Origin of the sequence: Bacillus sp. KICET-3 (assembly GCF_033261025.1) — a bacterium.
Classification (GTDB): domain Bacteria; phylum Bacillota; class Bacilli; order Bacillales; family Bacillaceae; genus Bacillus; species Bacillus sonorensis.
In genome coordinates this window covers 2081482-2098971 of record NZ_CP137345.1, presented here as the reverse complement: position 1 = coordinate 2098971, position 17490 = coordinate 2081482, and the positions used below count along the sequence as shown (strand labels likewise).

General features: G+C 37.2%; 15 protein-coding genes. 11 read left to right on the top strand and 4 right to left on the bottom strand.

Annotated elements, in window-relative coordinates; translation table 11 throughout:
- Position 1 precedes the first annotated feature (1 nt).
- The 11 genes from R5H20_RS10305 (at position 2) to R5H20_RS10255 (ending at position 14539) form a co-directional block, all read left to right on the top strand.
- On the top strand, positions 2 to 4867 hold the full coding sequence (locus tag R5H20_RS10305; protein ID WP_411859078.1) for a transglycosylase SLT domain-containing protein: 4866 nt from the start codon (positions 2 to 4) through the stop codon (positions 4865 to 4867).
- A 53-nt stretch (positions 4868 to 4920) separates the two neighbouring features.
- The gene (locus R5H20_RS10300) at positions 4921 to 5682 is read left to right on the top strand and encodes a distal tail protein Dit (RefSeq protein ID WP_048406883.1); all 762 of its coding nucleotides are present in this window, start codon (positions 4921 to 4923) and stop codon (positions 5680 to 5682) included.
- A gap of 3 nt (positions 5683 to 5685) precedes the next feature.
- On the top strand, positions 5686 to 8325 hold the full coding sequence (locus R5H20_RS10295; protein WP_048406882.1) for a phage tail spike protein: 2640 nt from the start codon (positions 5686 to 5688) through the stop codon (positions 8323 to 8325).
- Between the two features lie 15 nt (positions 8326 to 8340).
- Positions 8341 to 9138 carry a hypothetical protein gene (locus R5H20_RS10290; RefSeq protein WP_046132709.1) on the top strand — a complete coding sequence of 266 codons (798 nt, stop codon included), beginning with the start codon at positions 8341 to 8343 and terminating at the stop codon, positions 9136 to 9138.
- An 18-nt stretch (positions 9139 to 9156) separates the two neighbouring features.
- Positions 9157 to 11721, top strand: a complete 2565-nt coding sequence (locus R5H20_RS10285; RefSeq protein ID WP_088272935.1) for a peptidase G2 autoproteolytic cleavage domain-containing protein — start codon at positions 9157 to 9159, stop codon at positions 11719 to 11721.
- Between the two features lie 25 nt (positions 11722 to 11746).
- Positions 11747 to 11905 carry a hypothetical protein gene (locus tag R5H20_RS10280; RefSeq protein WP_156415981.1) on the top strand — a complete coding sequence of 53 codons (159 nt, stop codon included), beginning with the start codon at positions 11747 to 11749 and terminating at the stop codon, positions 11903 to 11905.
- A gap of 151 nt (positions 11906 to 12056) precedes the next feature.
- The gene (locus R5H20_RS10275; protein WP_006640227.1) at positions 12057 to 13145 is read left to right on the top strand and encodes an N-acetylmuramoyl-L-alanine amidase; all 1089 of its coding nucleotides are present in this window, start codon (positions 12057 to 12059) and stop codon (positions 13143 to 13145) included.
- 131 nt (positions 13146 to 13276) lie between these two features.
- Positions 13277 to 13663, top strand: coding sequence for a hypothetical protein (locus tag R5H20_RS10270; protein WP_006640228.1), 387 nt, complete (start codon positions 13277 to 13279; stop codon positions 13661 to 13663).
- An 18-nt stretch (positions 13664 to 13681) separates the two neighbouring features.
- Positions 13682 to 13936 carry a phage holin gene (locus R5H20_RS10265; protein WP_006640229.1) on the top strand — a complete coding sequence of 85 codons (255 nt, stop codon included), beginning with the start codon at positions 13682 to 13684 and terminating at the stop codon, positions 13934 to 13936.
- 18 nt (positions 13937 to 13954) lie between these two features.
- On the top strand, positions 13955 to 14263 hold the full coding sequence (locus R5H20_RS10260) for a hypothetical protein (RefSeq protein ID WP_006640230.1): 309 nt from the start codon (positions 13955 to 13957) through the stop codon (positions 14261 to 14263).
- Between the two features lie 126 nt (positions 14264 to 14389).
- Entirely contained in the window at positions 14390 to 14539 is a 150-nt protein-coding gene (locus tag R5H20_RS10255) for a putative holin-like toxin (protein WP_156183647.1), read from the top strand.
- 584 nt (positions 14540 to 15123) lie between these two features.
- On the opposite strand, the gene R5H20_RS10250 is transcribed toward R5H20_RS10255, so the two are convergent.
- The 4 genes from R5H20_RS10250 to R5H20_RS10235 all read right to left on the bottom strand — a co-directional run bounded on the left by R5H20_RS10250 (position 15124) and on the right by R5H20_RS10235 (position 17489).
- Positions 15124 to 15261 carry a hypothetical protein gene (locus R5H20_RS10250; protein WP_006640232.1) on the bottom strand — a complete coding sequence of 46 codons (138 nt, stop codon included), beginning with the start codon at positions 15259 to 15261 and terminating at the stop codon, positions 15124 to 15126.
- Positions 15261 to 16358: a response regulator aspartate phosphatase gene (locus R5H20_RS10245; protein WP_006640233.1), complete on the bottom strand. Its 1098-nt coding sequence runs from the start codon at positions 16356 to 16358 to the stop codon at positions 15261 to 15263. Before R5H20_RS10245 ends, R5H20_RS10250 begins: the two co-directional genes overlap by 1 nt.
- Positions 16359 to 16551: 193 nt before the next feature.
- Positions 16552 to 16905 (bottom strand): hypothetical protein, encoded by a 354-nt coding sequence (locus tag R5H20_RS10240; protein ID WP_006640234.1) that lies wholly within the window; start codon positions 16903 to 16905, stop codon positions 16552 to 16554.
- A 77-nt stretch (positions 16906 to 16982) separates the two neighbouring features.
- Entirely contained in the window at positions 16983 to 17489 is a 507-nt protein-coding gene (locus tag R5H20_RS10235) for a Rok-like winged helix domain-containing protein (RefSeq protein ID WP_088272936.1), read from the bottom strand.
- Position 17490: the final 1 nt, after the last annotated feature.

The window sequence follows — 17490 nt, the reverse complement described above, 5'->3', positions numbered from 1 at the left end:
AATGCGTGAGCAAGAACGATACTCTGAAAGTTTGGAAGGACGCCTCAACAGATTGTCTGCTTCTTGGTCAGGTCTTGCAGCAAATGCAGGTGATGCTTTCCTTTCTGATGGAATAATTTCATTTGCCGAAATATTGAAAGATATAGTCCAAGCAGGAGCAAGCGTAACAAAAACAATTGGATTTTTGCCAAGTGTATTCGCGACAGCATCTGCTGCAATTCTCCTGTTTAATAGCAATCTAAGGTCAACCATGATTCTTGCCGGATCAAATATGGGAACCGCGTTAAAGTCTCTTATAGCTAATTTTAGTTTGCTCAATGTGGCTTCAACTGGTGCTGCCGCAGGACAGAGAATGCTTGCAATTGCGACTAACGTAACTTCTGTTGCAATAATTACATTAGGCAAAGTAACCAAAACAACAATGGCTTTTCTTGCAGGTGCTGTACTGCCTATGGCAGGTTTCATGGCTTTAGGCTTCGTAATCGAAAAACTTGTCTCTGCTTTTTCTGATGCTAAACAAGAACAAGAAAAGCTTGCAGAGTCACAAAAGAAAAGCGTTGAAGCAATAACCACAAATAAAGAACAGACCGATCAGTTAATACAAAAATATAAAGAGCTGCAAAAAGCAAAAGATAATGGCTCCCTCTCCCCTGACAAGGAGCAAGAATATCTACAGGTCACGCAACAATTAGCACAAACGTTCCCTAATTTGATTTCTGGCTATGACTCCCAAGGTAATGCCATCATTAAAAATAACGAAGCATTAGAAGATGCCATAAAATACACCAAAGAATTAGCTGAATTAAACAAAAAAGACATTCAAACTGGCGCAAATAGCAACTTTAAAGAAACCCTCAGTGATATCAGTAATCTGACTGATGAAATGAAAGAGTATCAAAAAGTTGCAGACCATTATAAAAACAACGATCGGCCATTCTGGGATATCTTCGACAGCGACAGTGATTATAAAAATTTTGGGATTAAAGCTGAACAACAAGCTCTTCAAGTCAACCAGAAGCTATCTAGCTCACAAGCTAAACTTAGAGAGCAAGTGCTGCAAACTGTTGACGCTTATAACTCCATTAAAATCAACCCTCAGTTAACCAAAGATATCAACGAAGCCTTCAATAAAATTGACTTTAGTAAGATGACTTCTGATGAATTAGAGTCGTTTTCCATTAATGTTTCAAAATACATGGATGACATTCAGAAAGCATTGGAATCAGGGAATAAAGTTGATTTCTCAAGAGCATCTCAAGCACTTCAGAATTTAATTAACCAACAAATCAAAGGTTCTGATGAAGCTGACAAACTTTCCTTATCTTATGATGACCTAAAGAATGCTATAGACTCTACAAAAAATGCTGCTGATTCTGCAAAGGTCACTTGGGATGAAAATGGTGAAGGGGTAAACGAATTAACAGGAGAAGTCGAAGATTTAAGTCAAAAGCTCAAGGATGCTAAAGGCGATCTAGAGGCAATAAAAGCTGTAATGGACGATTTGGTGGCTTCTCAGCAAACAGAACTAGCTATTTCTGCCCTTCAAAATGAAGCATATGATTCTTTTGCTGACTCCATCTCCCCTCTCAATGAACTGCTTGAGAAAATGGCTGAAGGAAAAAGCATCTCAGCTGCTGAAGCAATGAAACTGGTTCAAAAAGAAAAAGACTTGGCTGGAGCTATTAGTGTTGAAAACGGCGTAGTTAAATTAAACCGAGATGCTATCATAAAACTACGTGATGCAAAACTTAAAGCATACAATGATATGCAAAAGTCAGTTAAACAGGATCTAATCAACCAGGCAAACGCAACAGTAAAGAAAATAAAGAACTATGGTTTAGAGGTCAAATCAATCCAGACTGTTGCCGATGCGCAAGCCAACCTTTCCAAAATGAGAAAACAAGTAGACACTTTGATGGAAAGTGGCAATATCCAGATGGCAATGCCAATCATTAAAGAAATAAACGAGTTGAGCGACGTCACTGGACAGTTAGAAGATCTGGATAAAATGGCTGAATTGGCCAACTCATCTTTAAATGAAGTTGGTACGTCCCTTGAGAAATATTCTGATGAACAAGAGAAAGCCAGCAAAGAAACTGAGAAATCCAAATACGTCATTGATAAATATAAAGAAGCCCTTGAAAAAGTAAATGCAGAAATTGAGAAATACAACAAGCAAACCAATGATTATCCTAAATGGTCACAAAAATACAGAGACGCAATCAATAAGGAAATCAAGGCATTAGAGCGTAAGAAAAAGCTAATGCAAGATCAGATTAAACTGCTGAAACAGCAAATCAAATCTGGTTATATTCCTCAAACTGGACTTGTTACCTCCTCTTCCTCTTCTGGTTCTTCATCAGGATCATATTCTTCTGGAGGATCATATTCCGGAAAATACTCTTCTTATATTAATACTGCAGCAAGCAAATATGGTGTTGACCCTGCACTAATCGCTGCGATTATTAAACAAGAATCAAACTTCAATGCCAAAGCTCGTTCTGGCGCTGGAGCAATGGGTTTGATGCAACTCATGCCTGGTACTGCAAAAAGTCTAGGTGTAAACAATGCATATGATCCTTATCAAAACATCATGGGCGGTACAAAATATATCGCTCAAATGCTCAATAAGTTTGGCGGCAACATTGAAAAAGCATTGGCTGCTTACAATTCGGGGCCAGGAAACGTTATTAAATACGGTGGCGTCCCTCCTTTCAAAGAAACACAAAATTACGTTAAGATCATTCTTTCCAACTACAATAAGAGCTTATCTACTGCGACATCAAAAATTGCTAATTACTACACCAGCGCGAATGGATTTAGAGTAAGCTCAAAATTTGGACAAAAAGAAAGTGGTCTCCGCTCCTCCCCTCATAAAGGATTAGACTTAGCAGCTAAAGCAGGTACTCCTGTTAAAGCTTTAAAAGCTGGTAAAGTCATAACCGCTGCCTATTCTAAAACAGCAGGCAACTGGGTTGTCATTCAACAGGATGATGGAACAGTTGCAAAATACATGCACATGCAGAAAGGTCTTAAAGTCAAAAAAGGCGATGTTGTTTCTGCTGGTCAAACAATAGGTAAAGTTGGAAGCACTGGACATTCAACAGGAAATCACCTTCACTTACAGATTGAACAGAACGGAAAACCAATCGATCCAGAAAAGTATATGAAAGGTTTGACGTCTGACCTATCTCAATCTGAAGCCGAAAGACAACAGGCTATTGCTCAAGCAAAGTCTGATCTAATCGGCTTACAAGGTGATTTGGACTCAGTAAATGATCAGATCCAAGAACTTCAATATGAATTAGTTCAATCTAAGCTCGATGAATTTGATAAGCGTAAATCAGATTTGGAAGTTAAGATTGCTAAAAACGAATCCTTAGCTAAACACTACCTCACCGACAGCAAAGAATTCCGTAAATACACTAACGAGCAAAAGAAAGCTGTTGATGAGCAGCGGAAAATTCAACAGGAAAAGCTCAATTGGATTAACAAAGAGCTTAAAACAAACAAAAAGCTCAACTATGCTCAACGTGATCAGCTTAGAGAAGAACTGAAACAGGCCAAATTAGATTTAATCTCCCTTGAGGATCAAGTCAGAGAGCTACAAGGTCAGCTTGTTCAATCTAAAGTTGATCAAGTACTCAACAACATCGAGAAATCAGTCAAGAAAACTGAGGGTAAGCTTAAAGATGTTGATATCAAGATTCAGATGACTGAGGATGACAATCAAAAAGTCAAATACTACAGTCAGCAAGTAAAATTGATTCAACAGCAACAAGCTGAAGCCAAAAAGTACATCAAACAGCTTGAGGAACAGAAAAAGGCAGCTAAAGGTTTTCCTGATATCCAGAAACAAATCACAGAGGAAATTGAAAACTGGAAAGATAAACAAAAGGACTACAACCTTGAGCTTTATAACACCAAGAAGTCCATTAAGGATATTTACAAATCACTTGCAGATGAAGTCGTTTCTATTTATAAAGAAATGTACGAAAAGATGCGTGATATTGAACTTGAAGCCCATCGAAAAGCAACTCAAAACATCATTGATGAAATTGACAAAGAAGACGATGAAGCCAAGTTCCAGAAGTCCCTTAAAGAGAAACAGGAATCCATTCAGGAAACAAAAGATCAAATCAATAAGCTGTCTTTAGATGATTCTGATGAAGCCAAAGCAAAATTAAAGGATTTGGATAAACAGCTTCAGGAACAAGAGCAAGACCTTGAAGAGTTTCTGAAAGATCGTGAAAACACGAAACGAAAGGAAGCACTCCAAGATCAGCTTGAAAAAGATGAAGAATCAATCAACAAAAAGTATGATGACCTTGTTAATGATGATCGAGCCTTTAAGGAACTTGAGAAAAAACTTTTGGATGGTAAGATAACCGATATTGCTAAACAGCTTAATGAATTCACTAAGTTCATCAACAGCAACATGGATTCCATCGGTAAGAGTATTTCAAACAACCTTATCGATAAACTTAAAGAAGCTTCCAATGCTTTAAATGTCGTGATTGCCGGAAATAAAACTGGCAAGAAGGTTTCCTCTTTTGATGTTGGTGGGTATACCGGAAAATGGGGAAGCTCAGGAAAGCTTGCTATGCTTCATGAGCAAGAGCTTGTATTGAACAAATCTGATACAAGCAATGTCCTGAAAATTGTTGAGCTGACTAGAAACATCTTCGGAGACATTCCAACAAAAGCTACGCTCCCTTCCCCTTTTACTGCACCTAATCAAACGACAAGCAATCAAACAATCAATATTAACTTTAACGTGGATAAAATGACTGGTTCTAAGGCTGATGCAGAGAAATTCTTAGGAGAAGTGTATAACATTGCATCAGCTAGAGGAGTGAAAATTTAGAGTCGGCAAAATTTGTCGGCTCTTTCTTTTTAGAAAGGATGTGAGAAACATCAGTGATAAGAGAGAGCCGTTACTTTTTCTTCGGAGATAGAAAATCAACAGATATGGGGATTGAAAATGTCAATACTGAAGGCGGTTTAGTTGAAGAAACATTTCTAGCTACCTCTTCAATAAACGAGACAACCATAAAAGGAAATGACACTCCCTTTTATGAAGGAAAAAAACGCGATCCTAAACAATTCAACCTTAATTTTTATATTGTAGATTACTGGAATGATAAAAGACTCGCTGACATTAAACGATGGCTGGATGTTGATACATACCAGCCTTTATCTTTCAGTGAAAACTTAGACATCGTTTATTATGCTATGCCTGTTGATACAAATGATTTAGTTCATAACGCAAGCAAAGAGGGCTATGTCAGGTTAACAATGCGATGCGATTCCCCTTATGCCTACAGTAGATCGATAACCACTCCATTGTACGATGCTTCTAAGGAAGACATTACAATTGAAATCAACAATAAAGGTGAATGCACCATTGTCCCATCGTTTAAAATTCAAAAGATTGGTAAAGGCGATGTTCAAATTGAAAATCTAAGTAACTTCTCCTCCCCTTCTAAGTTTATTGATCTTGAGGATGGCGAAGTCATAACAGTTACAGGTGAAAAAGAGATTGTAGATTCATCAAAATATGGAGACGAACGATACGACAATTTCAATGAAGAGTATCTTCAACTCGGTTATGGAATGAACCGAATTAGAGTGACAGGCAGATGTAAAATTCTTTTCAACTATAGATTCAAATATCGTTAGGAGGTGTCGGTACTGTTTCAAGAGGTATCAAGATCATTCAATTTATTAAAGCCCAAACTTTCCCTAGCCAAAGCAAATAAAAAGAAAATCGCCAACCTGGTTGATGTCTCAAACGTTAATTTGACTATAAAGTTAGGCGAAATTAATGAGCTTTCCTTCACTGTGCCTTTGAAAATTGAGATAGACAAACAATGGGTAAAGAACCCCCATCTCAAGAGATTGAAGCTCCGAAGGCTGGTGAAATTGTCTGCTTATAATTTCAAGGATGAATGGTTTATCATCAAAACTAAGCAAAAATCAGGGGCAGAGAATGAATCAGTTACATTTACCTGTATGTCTTTAGCTCATCAATTAAGCTACCGGAAAGTCAGAAGGTACGAAGTCACTTCCTATAACATGAAACAGGTAACTGATGATTGTTTTGCAAATACGAACTGGAAAGCCGGATATATCAATCCACTATTCAATGAAAAATTCAGGAGTTTTGATATCACATCTTCAACCAAGTTAGATTTCCTAATGAAAATTTGTGAAACGTTTGAAGCTGTTCCGGTGTTTGACACTATAGAAAAAAAGGTTCATTTCTATACTGAAGATGAAGCGTCAAAATATAAAGGAATGAGAATTAAGTACGGCCAATACTTAGACACCATTGAAGACACTGAGGAGCTTGAAGAAGTTTGCACCAGGCTTTATGTGACTGGTAAAGATGATCTTTCAATTAACGCGGCCAATCCAACCGGACAAGCATACATTGAAGATTTTACGTACTACCTCTACCCTTTTGAACGAGACAAGGATCGAAATGTAATATCCCATAGCTATGAGATGAGTGATGAATTATGTCATGCCATTCTTGACTTTAATGAGTTCATCGATTCTCAAACAGAAACGTTCTCCTCCCTTCTTGCTCGACAAACTGAAGAAGAAAAGAAATTGGCCAAATTGAAAGCTCAAAAGACGCAGCTTGATTTAGAGCTTCAAGTTATTTTGGATAAGATTGTAGTCGCAACTGAAGCGAAAGATCCCACTGCTGAATTGATTAAAGAAAGAAATGCGAAAGAAGCAGAGATTGCTGCTAAAAAGAATGAAATCAAAAACAGGGAGAATTTGATTGCCGATATTCAAAACAAAATTACACTTTTAAAGGGAAAATTAACCCTTGAAAGTCATCTTAGCAATGAACTCAAAGAAGAGTTGGCTGAGTTTATCAATGAGCAAGAATGGTCAAATGACAACCTATATGATGAAACTGACCTTTATGAAGCTGGTCTGGAGGAAATGAAGAAACGAAATACCCCACCAGTCAATATCACAATGAGCATCGTAAACTTCTTTGGCATCATAAGTGAACATCAAAACTGGAATCGGCTTTCTATTGGGGATATTATTCGAGTTCAACACGACCGTTTAGGCATCGATGTTAAAACAAAAGTAATTGAAATGAGTTTTGATTTTGAATCTAATAAGATCAATTTGACTATTTCAAACTCAAAACGTGTTGAGACTGTAAAAGAGAAAATGGTTAAGCTCGTTTATACCATAAATCACATCGACAATGATTATGCTGTTAGAAAAATTGATTGGATGAAGACTGCGGAAAACTTCAACATCAGGAATGATCGAATTTCTACTCCTGTCGCAGCCCCTACGGTTAAATCAGATGGGACAGCGATCTCTCATGAATACAACGATAATGGATCGGTTGATATTGTTTTGAAATGGGAGTATCCAGAATCTGATGAAGATCAGTACAACATAGATGGATTTGAAGTATATCTCTATTCCAGCGAATCATCTGATGAATATATTTTTGGTTCTAAGATGAGTCATGAGGAAATGGTAAATGTGAAGTATGATAAGCGTTCCTATAAATTCACGGGATTAGCATCAAATAAATACTACACATTAGGTGTTAGAGCCTACCGTAGGGTTGATGCAGATATTGAAAGAGCAGGAATTATTCTTTCAGATATTGCTCAATCGAAACATGCTTCTGAAAACCCCTACCTCCCTTCTGCTATTGCTGAGGTCAAAGGGAGAGTGAATGGATTAATTCAAGCAGTTTCTGAGGTAAGACCAGAAAATCCGGATGTAAACACTGTTTGGATTAATCCCAAAACGAATAAACAGGAACTTTACGACGGTGAAAAGTGGATTGAGCAATCCGTTACATCCGCTGAATCTTTGAATGGATACACTGCTGAAGTTGCATCAACTCCTAATACAATAGCTGTTCGAGATGAAACAGGAACAATTAATGCTTCAATTACAGGAAGTGCAACTCAACTCGGCGGTTATGATTCATCTGCGTATGTTCTTAAGTCTGATCTCCCCTCTTCTCCTCAATACGCAACAGGAGAGTACATCGGTGACGGAAAGCAAAGCAGATCAATTAGTTTAAACTTCATTCCTACTTTGGTCAAGATTTATTCTACTTCCCCTACTGATTCAACACTTATCATTCAAAACAGTTTAGGTGGCTACTCAATTCAAAATGGAGAAGCAGGTTCCTACCTTAAAGGCGGCGATAAAACATACGGGTCAATGAATTTGAATTATTTTATTACCGGCTCAGACATCAACACACGCGGAAATAAGCTGAACGTTAAATATATTTGGGAAGCATTCAAACAAAATTAATACGGAGGTGATCATTTGGAAGATACTGCAAAACTTTATAATGATCCTATTCTTTCTAAGAAGAGAAAAGGATCGATTGATGATCCTTACCAGCTTTACAATGAAACACAGGTGGTTTATAACGGAAAAGCTCAATTAACCGAAGTCCCCAACAGAGAAATGAGAGTTGAAGTCACTGGGGACGACAAAGTGTGGAAAGAAGTTGAAGACGGTGAGTTACAAGACGACTACTTTAGGGTTGATTACCTTAATGGAGTTGTCTATTTTAATGCCTCAAATGAAGGGAAATCTCTTCAATTCAAATACAGCGGCGAAGGTGCTTATTACTTCCCAGGCTCACGTATTTGGACAAAACGCGACGGAAATGAAGTTGTTGAAACACTCGACTCATTGACTGAAAGAACACGAAAAGCGACAGAAGAATGCGAAGAAGCAACTGAGGAATCAAGAGAAGTTACAAAATGGACTAAGTATGCTACTTCAGATTATGAAGATGTGGTGGCTAACACAAGGAAGATATACCTCCCTAAAGTTTATACATACACAGATATCATGACTACATATCCAAACCCTCAAATCGGATGGACAGTTGTAACCGAGGACACACACATTGAATGGAGATGGGATGGGTTTGATTGGATCGATATAGGTGTGTCAGATGCCTATGATGGATTCAATGTAATCGTCAGTGAAGTCCCTCCTAACAATGTTAATCACTTATGGCTCCAAGCACCTGTCTCTCCATTTGCAGCAAGAATCAAAAAATCAGAGACTGCTCCCCTTACCAATCAAATATGGCTCAAGATCGAATAGCAATTCAGGAGGTATATAATGAATTATTTAAAATATTATGATCCACTCTTGGAAAAGTGGGTCTCTATTGAACTTGAAGCAATAAGCTCAGACGGGGAAAGATGGACAGCCCCAATGATTACAGAAAAATTTAAAGAAGTATTAGGCAATATCGGCGACGTTAAACAAGATATCATCAATGTCAAAATTGAATTTCAAAAAGAAATCACCAATGTTTCGGATAAGATCAGCAACGTCGAAAAGATTATTGGTGATGTATCAAAGTTTAAGGTTATTGGTGACACCCTAGTTGATAAAATCATTAATGAATTCAATATGAGAAGTGTTAATGTTAAAGATTTTGGAGCAAAAGGAGACGGAGTAACTGACGATACCGCTGCGTTTGAGAAAGCTATAGGAAGTGGATTTTCAAGTATTTACGTTCCTGATGGCACATACATGGTCAAAGGAGTTAAACTTCCCTCTTTCACAAAACTTTATGGCAATGGTATGAAGTCAGTGATCAAACTTCATCCTGATACCCCTCCTACTACACATGTCATTACAAACAAAGATTATACAAATGGTAACTCATATATCCAGATCGAAAATCTGCTTGTTGATTGGAATTTAAATAAAAAAGACAACAAGATTGGATCGGGGCCAAATGCAAGCTGCGTAAACATCACTAACAGTCAATTTGTTTGGATTAATAAAGTTCACGCAAAAGATGCTGGTCTTCATGGTTTTGATGTCACCTCTCCAAAGTACAACTCTTCCTCAGATGGTGCTGAATACTATCAGCCTAAAGGTTCCAAGTACGTTTGGATCGACAATTGTACAGCTTGGAACTTCGGGGATGACGGGTTCACAACTCACTTTTCTGACTACATTTTCTTTTCAAATTGTTATTCATATGATGGAAATGGTTCGGCTCACCGTGCTGGAGGCAGTAACACAAATGGTTTTGAGATCGATGATGGTTCTAAACATGCATGGCTTATGAACTGTCATAGTAGAAAAAATTGCAGAGGTTTTGAAGTAAAAGCGCACGCTTTAGCACCTGCAGCCCAAGATGTTCATTTTGTAAATTGTTCCTCTGAGAATGATATTCGAGGCTTTGACTTCAGACATATTGGATTCCACCGCGCTTCAGATCCAGTTTCAAAAAGTGCTTTTAATGTTAGTGCTACAAATTGTAGAGTTCTTAACCCTATTTTCAACAGCTTGTATGAAGGACTGTCCCCTAGAGCCTTGGTAATCTCCGCATTTCGCAATGTAAATATAAACAACTTCACAGCAATTGGAGATCCCTCTTATGACTACAAAGGAAATCCTGCAATTGCAACTCAATTTAAATCTAGAAACATTAATTTAAACAATATTTCCGTTTCTGGCTTCAAGACGGCTGAAGCAGACATTTACGTGATCGGAGGAAGTCAAAAATCTGACAACGTAAATATAAGCAATATCAATTCCTTTGAATCAGCGAGAGTCGGTGTAAGAATCGGCAGCAAAACAGAGAATGTAAAATTAACCAATGCAAGCTTAATCGGGTATGGTCGGAAAGATAGTGTTGGTGTTTATTGCTCGAATTCTCAAGCTTACATATTTGGAGTCACTGCTGAAAAGTATGGCAAAGCTTCAACAATCGCTGGCTATGATTACTCATATGTTCCAAACAACTTTAAAGGTGGGACAAGAGCTGCCACTACTTCTGGACATGTTAAAACATCGACGGGTTTTATCGCCGCTTCTTCAGGTACGCCAGAAGTTACTGGAGAAGCATCTGCAGCTATTGGAACAACTGGAGGAGCAAAGGCTAAAGGAGTTCGAACAGGGGTTTATTCTTCATCTGGCGGAAGCTCTGTTGATGGTTCCCGTAGCACAGTCATGTCTTCGAATGATTCCCATATTGAAGGTGAAAATGTCTCTAGAACCATTCTGTCTTCTGGTGGGGTTAAGCTCGGAGCAAATGATCGCTATATGGTTGTTGGCGGATATGGAGAAACCCCTTCACGTTCAAATATAAAGTGGATGCTTAACTCTATGAATGGAGACATCTCCGCCACAGGGAAGATCAATGGTGGAGCAACATTCAGTGACTACGCGGAGTATTTTGAAAGCCTTGATGGCAAAAGCATACCTTCTGGAACCATCGTTACCCTTGAAAAAAATAAAATAAGACCTGCTCAAAAATCTGAATTTATGCTCGGCGTTATATCTGAAACAGCAGGAACTGTACTTGGAAGCGCTGAGGTTTATTGGAAAGATCGTTATTTAAAAAATGAGTTCGGCGGTCTTATTTATGAAGATGTTCTTGATGAAAAAACAGGCGAATACGTCAAAATGCCTGTTGAAAACCCTGAATGGAAGTCAAAAAAAGATTATATACCAAGAGAACAAAGACCTGAATGGAATATCGTAGGACTTGTTGGACAGGTGTATATTCGCATTGATGGAACTGTCGAAGTTGGAGATTGCATTGAAGCAAATAACGGAATAGCTACAAAATCAGAGAACTCCACTTGGAGAGTTATGGAGATTACAAAACCATACTTTAAAAAGGATGGATATGGAGTGGCAATTTGCTTTATTAGATAAGTCGCTTGGACGATTGGAGGTTCAGATGAATACATTAAGTTTCTACAACAAAAAGAAAGATAAATGGGAAGACATCTACACTGTTGCGGTCACAGATGGGAAAAACATTCTCACCGCATCTGAATTGTTTGAGAGATTGAAAACTTTAGAGGATGAAGTTGCTAAGCTAAAAGGTAAGACTTAAAGGAGGTGATTCAATTTTAAATAAAATTTAGATTTCATTCAAATTACATATTAGCAAAACAGAGAAAACAAGAGCATATGTGAGAACGAGAGAGATTGGTAAACAGCCAGTCTCTTTTTTAATGCTCAAAAACAAACAGGAGTGATTTAATTTGGTTAAAGTCGTAAAAAATTTTGTGAAAGTCAATCAATACACTCGTCCAGGTCTAAAGCTTTCTGGCGTTAAAGGAATTGTAATGCACTGGACTGCAACTCCAGGAGCTAGTGCGTTAAATGAGCGAAATTATTTCAATGGTACATGTATTGCTGACAAACGTTATGCTTCTGCTCATTACTTTGTAGATAGAAATGAAGCGCAATATATTATTCCTGAAAATGAAATGGCTTATCATGCACACGATCAAAACCGCTGCTTTGTGAGCTTCCTGAAGCCGAATGCGAACCAAACATCGATTTCCGTTGAAATGTGCGTGGAGAAAAACGGCACCATTCATGATGAAACTGTGCAGAATGCTGCTGAATTGGTTGCTGATCTTTGTAAAAGATTCAAATTGTCTACAGATAAAATCGTCCGTCATTACGATGTCACAAATAAAAGCTGCCCTGCTCCTTGGGTAAGTGACTCAAGCAAGCTGGCAGCATTTCGCAAAAAAGTTGATGGACTGCTCGGAAACAAAACTGTTTCAAATTCTACAGCTCCCTCTAGTAAAGGTTCTTCCTCCTCTACTGCTGCAAGTGGCTCCCTGAAATCAAAAGTTAATGGTCTTCGCTTTTATTCTAAACCTTCTTGGGAAGACAGAGATGTTGTTGGTACAGTGAATAAAGGCTATGGTTTCCCTACTGTTGTTGAAAAAGTTAAGGTTGGAAGTGCTTATCAGTACAAAGTTAAAAACTCTAAAGGAGCAACATATTACATTACTGCATCTGATAAATATGTTGAACTTTCAGGCAATGTGAAGACTGCCTCCTCCCCTTCTAAATCAACAGCAACAAAATCTAGCTCTCGATCTTCTTCCATTAAATCTGTAGGGAAAATTAAAATTGTTGGAGTGTCAAATGCTGCAATTGTCATGGACAAACCTGATCGTAACAACTCAAAGAATATCGGAACAGTTAAACTTGGCAGCAAAATTGACATTTCTGGATCAGTGAAAGGGAAAAATAACCCTAAAGGCTATTGGGAAGTCATTTACAATGGCAGACGCGGTTATGTTTCAGGTCAGTTTGGTACAAGAGTCTAATTGATTTTTAAATATCTTTAAGGATATTTGTTGATCTAAATTTATCAATGAATATCCTCTATTTCTTTTGGAGGTGAACAACGTGGGATGACGTACACCTTCTTTATTAAGGATAAAGGACGGTTGAATTTGTGGCAGAAGTAGATGTAAATACACGATTAAGTGTATTAGAAGAAAAAATGAAAAATCATCAAGAAAAAATTACAAATTTAGAAGCAAGAACTGAAGACATGAGCCGACTAACAACTCTTATGGAACAACAAATCGAAATAAACAAAGATACCCAAAAACAATCGCGAGAACAATTTGTCACATTGACTGAGATGAATAACAGCTTAAAAAATTTAAGTAAATCATATGAAAAGCTCGATAATCGAGTGGGCATTCTTGAGCAATCAGATTCCAATAGAAAAATCGACCCAGGTCAGTTCGGTAAAGATCTTATGTACAAAGTTTTGCCAACCGTGATTGCAACATTAGTCGGTGCATGGTTGCTTATACATTTTGGACTTAAATAAGAAAAGGAGATTGATATTATGACTAAAATCAACTGGAAAGTAAGACTTAAAAAGAAAACATTCCTTGTAGCAATTTTCTCCGCAACACTTTTATTTGTTCAATCAATCGCTGCAGCATTTGGATATGATTTGACTGCATTTGGCAATGACCTTACGGAGAAATTTAATGCCTTCCTTGCGTTTTTGACTGCAATGGGCATTATCGTTGATCCAACAACTAAAGGTATCTCTGACAGCGAACAAGCAATGGATTATGAAAAACCAAGAGAATAATCGTAAAGGGTTGATTTGATGAAAACAACAATTACATACTCCCCCTATCCTTCAAATTTTTCGGAAGTCAAAATTGACACTGGTGAAGATAAATTTATAACGCTTCGTCTTGTTATTCCTCCTGTGGTTTCAGATGATGATGCTGCTTCTCCTGATAATTCGAATACAGAGAATAATGCAACTCAAACATCAACAAATACGTTGATGGAGCCTATTTTAAAATTTGAAGTTAACGATGGGATAGCAACTGAACAGGTTATGGATATGAACAAAGAGGACGCAACGGTTTTGTTGCAGGTGATTAGAGATTTTTTAAAACAAATGTAACTCAGCATAGAGGGGACTTTCCCCCTCTTCTTTTTTATTATCTAGAGGTAACATTTCGGTTCAGCCAACAAATTTTACCTCTAGATAATAAAATTTTCCCAAAAACCCAGTTATATGGTATACTAAATGCTGTACAAAGCGGCTCACTCAAGGGCGGTCTGGCTCACTCCCGATAGAAAGGGGGTGAGAAAAATGTCAACTTATCAGAGTTTAACTTTGATGTTTATGTTTGGAATGTTCATTCTGGCATTGTTGACATATCTAAAAAAGAAATAGACCACCCTTGAGACCTGGAAAGTTACAGGGGTAGTCTATTTCAATAGAAAAGACACAAAAGAGCTTTGGCCGCTATTGGCCTGCTTTGTGCGATTGACTCGACTGTTCCCAGCAGTCGGGTCTTTTTTATTTTATGCATTTTTTCATAAAATAAAACTAATTTGCAATACTTTTGCTTAATAAAATGGCTTATGTTCCATGCTAAGATGTAATGCATTTCATTAATCTAACTAATATAACATTATTATGCAGTTTTATTGTGTTGTTGCTTCACCATTTATTATAGTCAATGGTATACTTTTTGTCAATTGCAGTCTTCGGTGATGGTTGCATTTTGAGCAGTTCCCAAAGTGAAATTCAAGAATAATTGTAATGCATTACATACTTTTGGTCAATCTAAAAAAGAATGTAACGCATTACAATTAATTAGGAACAGCCAACTTCTTAAAGAAAACATGTCATGATTAAGTCAATTAACAAATGTGCTGTATTTATTGAGATCCTTAAGAGCATGTTTCTTACAGAAGTGAATACAGATGGCTACAGAGAGACTGTAAGTCTCTCTGTATTTTTGTTTTGTGTGGTTATGAACCCGCTCCCCTTGATGCAAGTAAGTTGATTGTGTTGTCTGTGTGGAATGTTTCATTTAAGAATCCTGTAGCACCTGCTAAAACAAGCCCCAGAGTTGCAGTAATAAAAACTGTTACAGCTAATTTTTTCATTATAAAACCTCCTTTCCTGTTAGTTTACCTGATTTTATGGCTTTTTCCAAGAAGTATGTGGAAACTTTGTAATTTTTTAAAGCTATATAAACATATGCCACATCCTCAGCAAGTGCCTCAATGTCTACATAAGCCTTCCTTGCCTCCAGTCTGTTGATAAACTCTTTGACTTGATCTACACCATCAAGAGGAGCAGTGTAACAAGTATTAAGAACAGAAAATTTCAAAGAAAAATTTATATTGTTTGTCTCTTGTGAAAATTCAAAACCTTTTTGCACCCATTCAAGAGCTTTGTCCACATTTCCTAATTTATAATTTGACCTTGCTGACTCATAAATACACTGCAAGTACATTATGGGAGCATTCTTTTTCAGATCATTTGTTTCAAAAGACTTGTTAAAGTATTGAATAGCCTCAGTATGTTTGTCCTCTTGGATTTTTAAAAAGCCTAAATCATAATAAACAGCAGATAATAAGTGATACTCATTCATCTTGATTAATCTATCAGCGCAAGCTTTTAACATATTTTCAGCTCTCATAATTCTTCCATCATCTATGTAGTTAAGTGCAAGTAGCACAGTACAATTAATGGACTGTATTTTGTATTCTTCATAGGCTTGATAGATACTCTTAGCTATTGAAAGGTGATGGAAAGAGAGTAAGGTAGTTTTAGTGAAGTAGTAGAGGTTGCCTAGTTTATAGTGAAACTCAGCTTTTTCTATTTCATCCTCAACCTTGTCTAACATTCTCTCTGCTACCCTGAAACACATAAGTGCCTGAGAATAGTTATTTTTGGCACTCTCATACATTCCTTTAAACAAAAAATAATAATACCTTAACATTCCATCAGTTTTAGCTTTATCCTCAGCGCTTGGAGGTAAAGAAGGTTCTTTTCCTGCAATGTCTTCCATTAAAACTCTAAATCTGTAGTCAAGCAAATTAAAATAAAGCAAAACATCTTGATCTTCTTCCATCTCATCAAAAAGCTTTACAATCCTGTCTCTTAACTCTATGGCCTGAGAAACCTCTCTCTTTTTGATGTGAACATACCAAGTATTGATGAGGTTTGCCACATCAACAGAGGCAACAACTTTCATTATTTACCCTCCTTGTAATAGTCTTCCTCCAGTCCTATGATAATATTTTACAGAATACGCCTAAAGTTTGCAAAGGAATTCCCATGTACATCTTACTTTTTCAAGAAAGCTGGGTTATAAGCCCCGATCTTCCCTCTCTACTGTAACAACATGTGAATTTGACACTCATACTTTGATAATGGTCAAATTTTTCTCACAATCCTTCCAGCTTATTCTTCATATGCAATTTCAACGCCGCTTTCCAATACCTTGCCTCCCCCTCCTTTATCCCCCCTTCTTTAGTTCTTATATAATAAGGATACTCCACAAACATATCATCACATACGACAACTTCTTGAATCTTTGTGTTTTCCTTTTTTAGAAAGTCATTCAACTCTTTTCTTATTGAAAAGAGCTTCTTCAACTTACCCTCATAGTATTCAACAATTTCTTGGTCTTTATCTGATTCTGTTTTCTTCATTCTTGTCTCTACTGCATGAATACAAAGATCAATAATGATTTTTTCGTGGATAGCATTTGCAAGTTCATCTGAAATAACAGGTTTCATACCCCATCACCTCGTTAACCGAATATACGTTCCCCTTCATTATACATCAATTTAACAGGTTCCAAACAAAAAAGCCCTTAATCAGAAGGACTTTCATTCATTGCGTTCATTTTACTTTTTCTGAGAACATATCGACCGCGATATGTCTTTTCAACTTCCGGATAGAATTTCATCAATCCCTGCATAAAAGTTGTCATATTGTTGATTGGTATACCCGTTTCTTTTTCAATTTCCTTCTGAAGCTCATAACTCCTTATTTCACCTTTATGTTCCTGTAAAACCTTTAAAGCTGCTTCACGATGCTTATAGGCTTTTGTGCCAGGTTTAGGCTTTCTTCTTGGTTTTGGTGTGGAATCATTTGATGAAATTTCATTAGACTTGTTATTTTCTAAGGCTTTTGCAGTTTCACTGACAAGTTCAATTAATGATTTTTTATTCGTTACGGATGAATCACCTTGACTGTCTAATTCATGTAACTTTACGTAAATCCTATTACGCTCAGTTCGAAGTTCGCGCATGATTTTAATTTCAGCATCTTTAAGCTGCTCAAGTCTTAATCGGAGTGCTTCTCTTTCATTGAACATG

Excerpts from the sequence above, each read along its gene's own strand:
- R5H20_RS10250 (WP_006640232.1), bottom strand. The coding sequence starts at position 15,261 with ATGAAAAAATTAGCTGTAACAGTTTTTATTACTGCAACTCTGGGGCTT.
- R5H20_RS10265 (WP_006640229.1), top strand. The coding sequence starts at position 13,682 with ATGACTAAAATCAACTGGAAAGTAAGACTTAAAAAGAAAACATTCCTT.
- R5H20_RS10280 (WP_156415981.1), top strand. The coding sequence starts at position 11,747 with ATGAATACATTAAGTTTCTACAACAAAAAGAAAGATAAATGGGAAGAC.
- R5H20_RS10245 (WP_006640233.1), bottom strand. The coding sequence starts at position 16,358 with ATGAAAGTTGTTGCCTCTGTTGATGTGGCAAACCTCATCAATACTTGG.
- R5H20_RS10240 (WP_006640234.1), bottom strand. The coding sequence starts at position 16,905 with ATGAAACCTGTTATTTCAGATGAACTTGCAAATGCTATCCACGAAAAA.
- R5H20_RS10260 (WP_006640230.1), top strand. The coding sequence starts at position 13,955 with ATGAAAACAACAATTACATACTCCCCCTATCCTTCAAATTTTTCGGAA.
- R5H20_RS10235 (WP_088272936.1), bottom strand. The coding sequence starts at position 17,489 with ATGTTCAATGAAAGAGAAGCACTCCGATTAAGACTTGAGCAGCTTAAA.
- R5H20_RS10255 (WP_156183647.1), top strand. The coding sequence starts at position 14,390 with ATGCTGTACAAAGCGGCTCACTCAAGGGCGGTCTGGCTCACTCCCGAT.
- R5H20_RS10285 (WP_088272935.1), top strand. The coding sequence starts at position 9,157 with ATGAATTATTTAAAATATTATGATCCACTCTTGGAAAAGTGGGTCTCT.
- R5H20_RS10305 (WP_411859078.1), top strand. The coding sequence starts at position 2 with ATGCGTGAGCAAGAACGATACTCTGAAAGTTTGGAAGGACGCCTCAAC.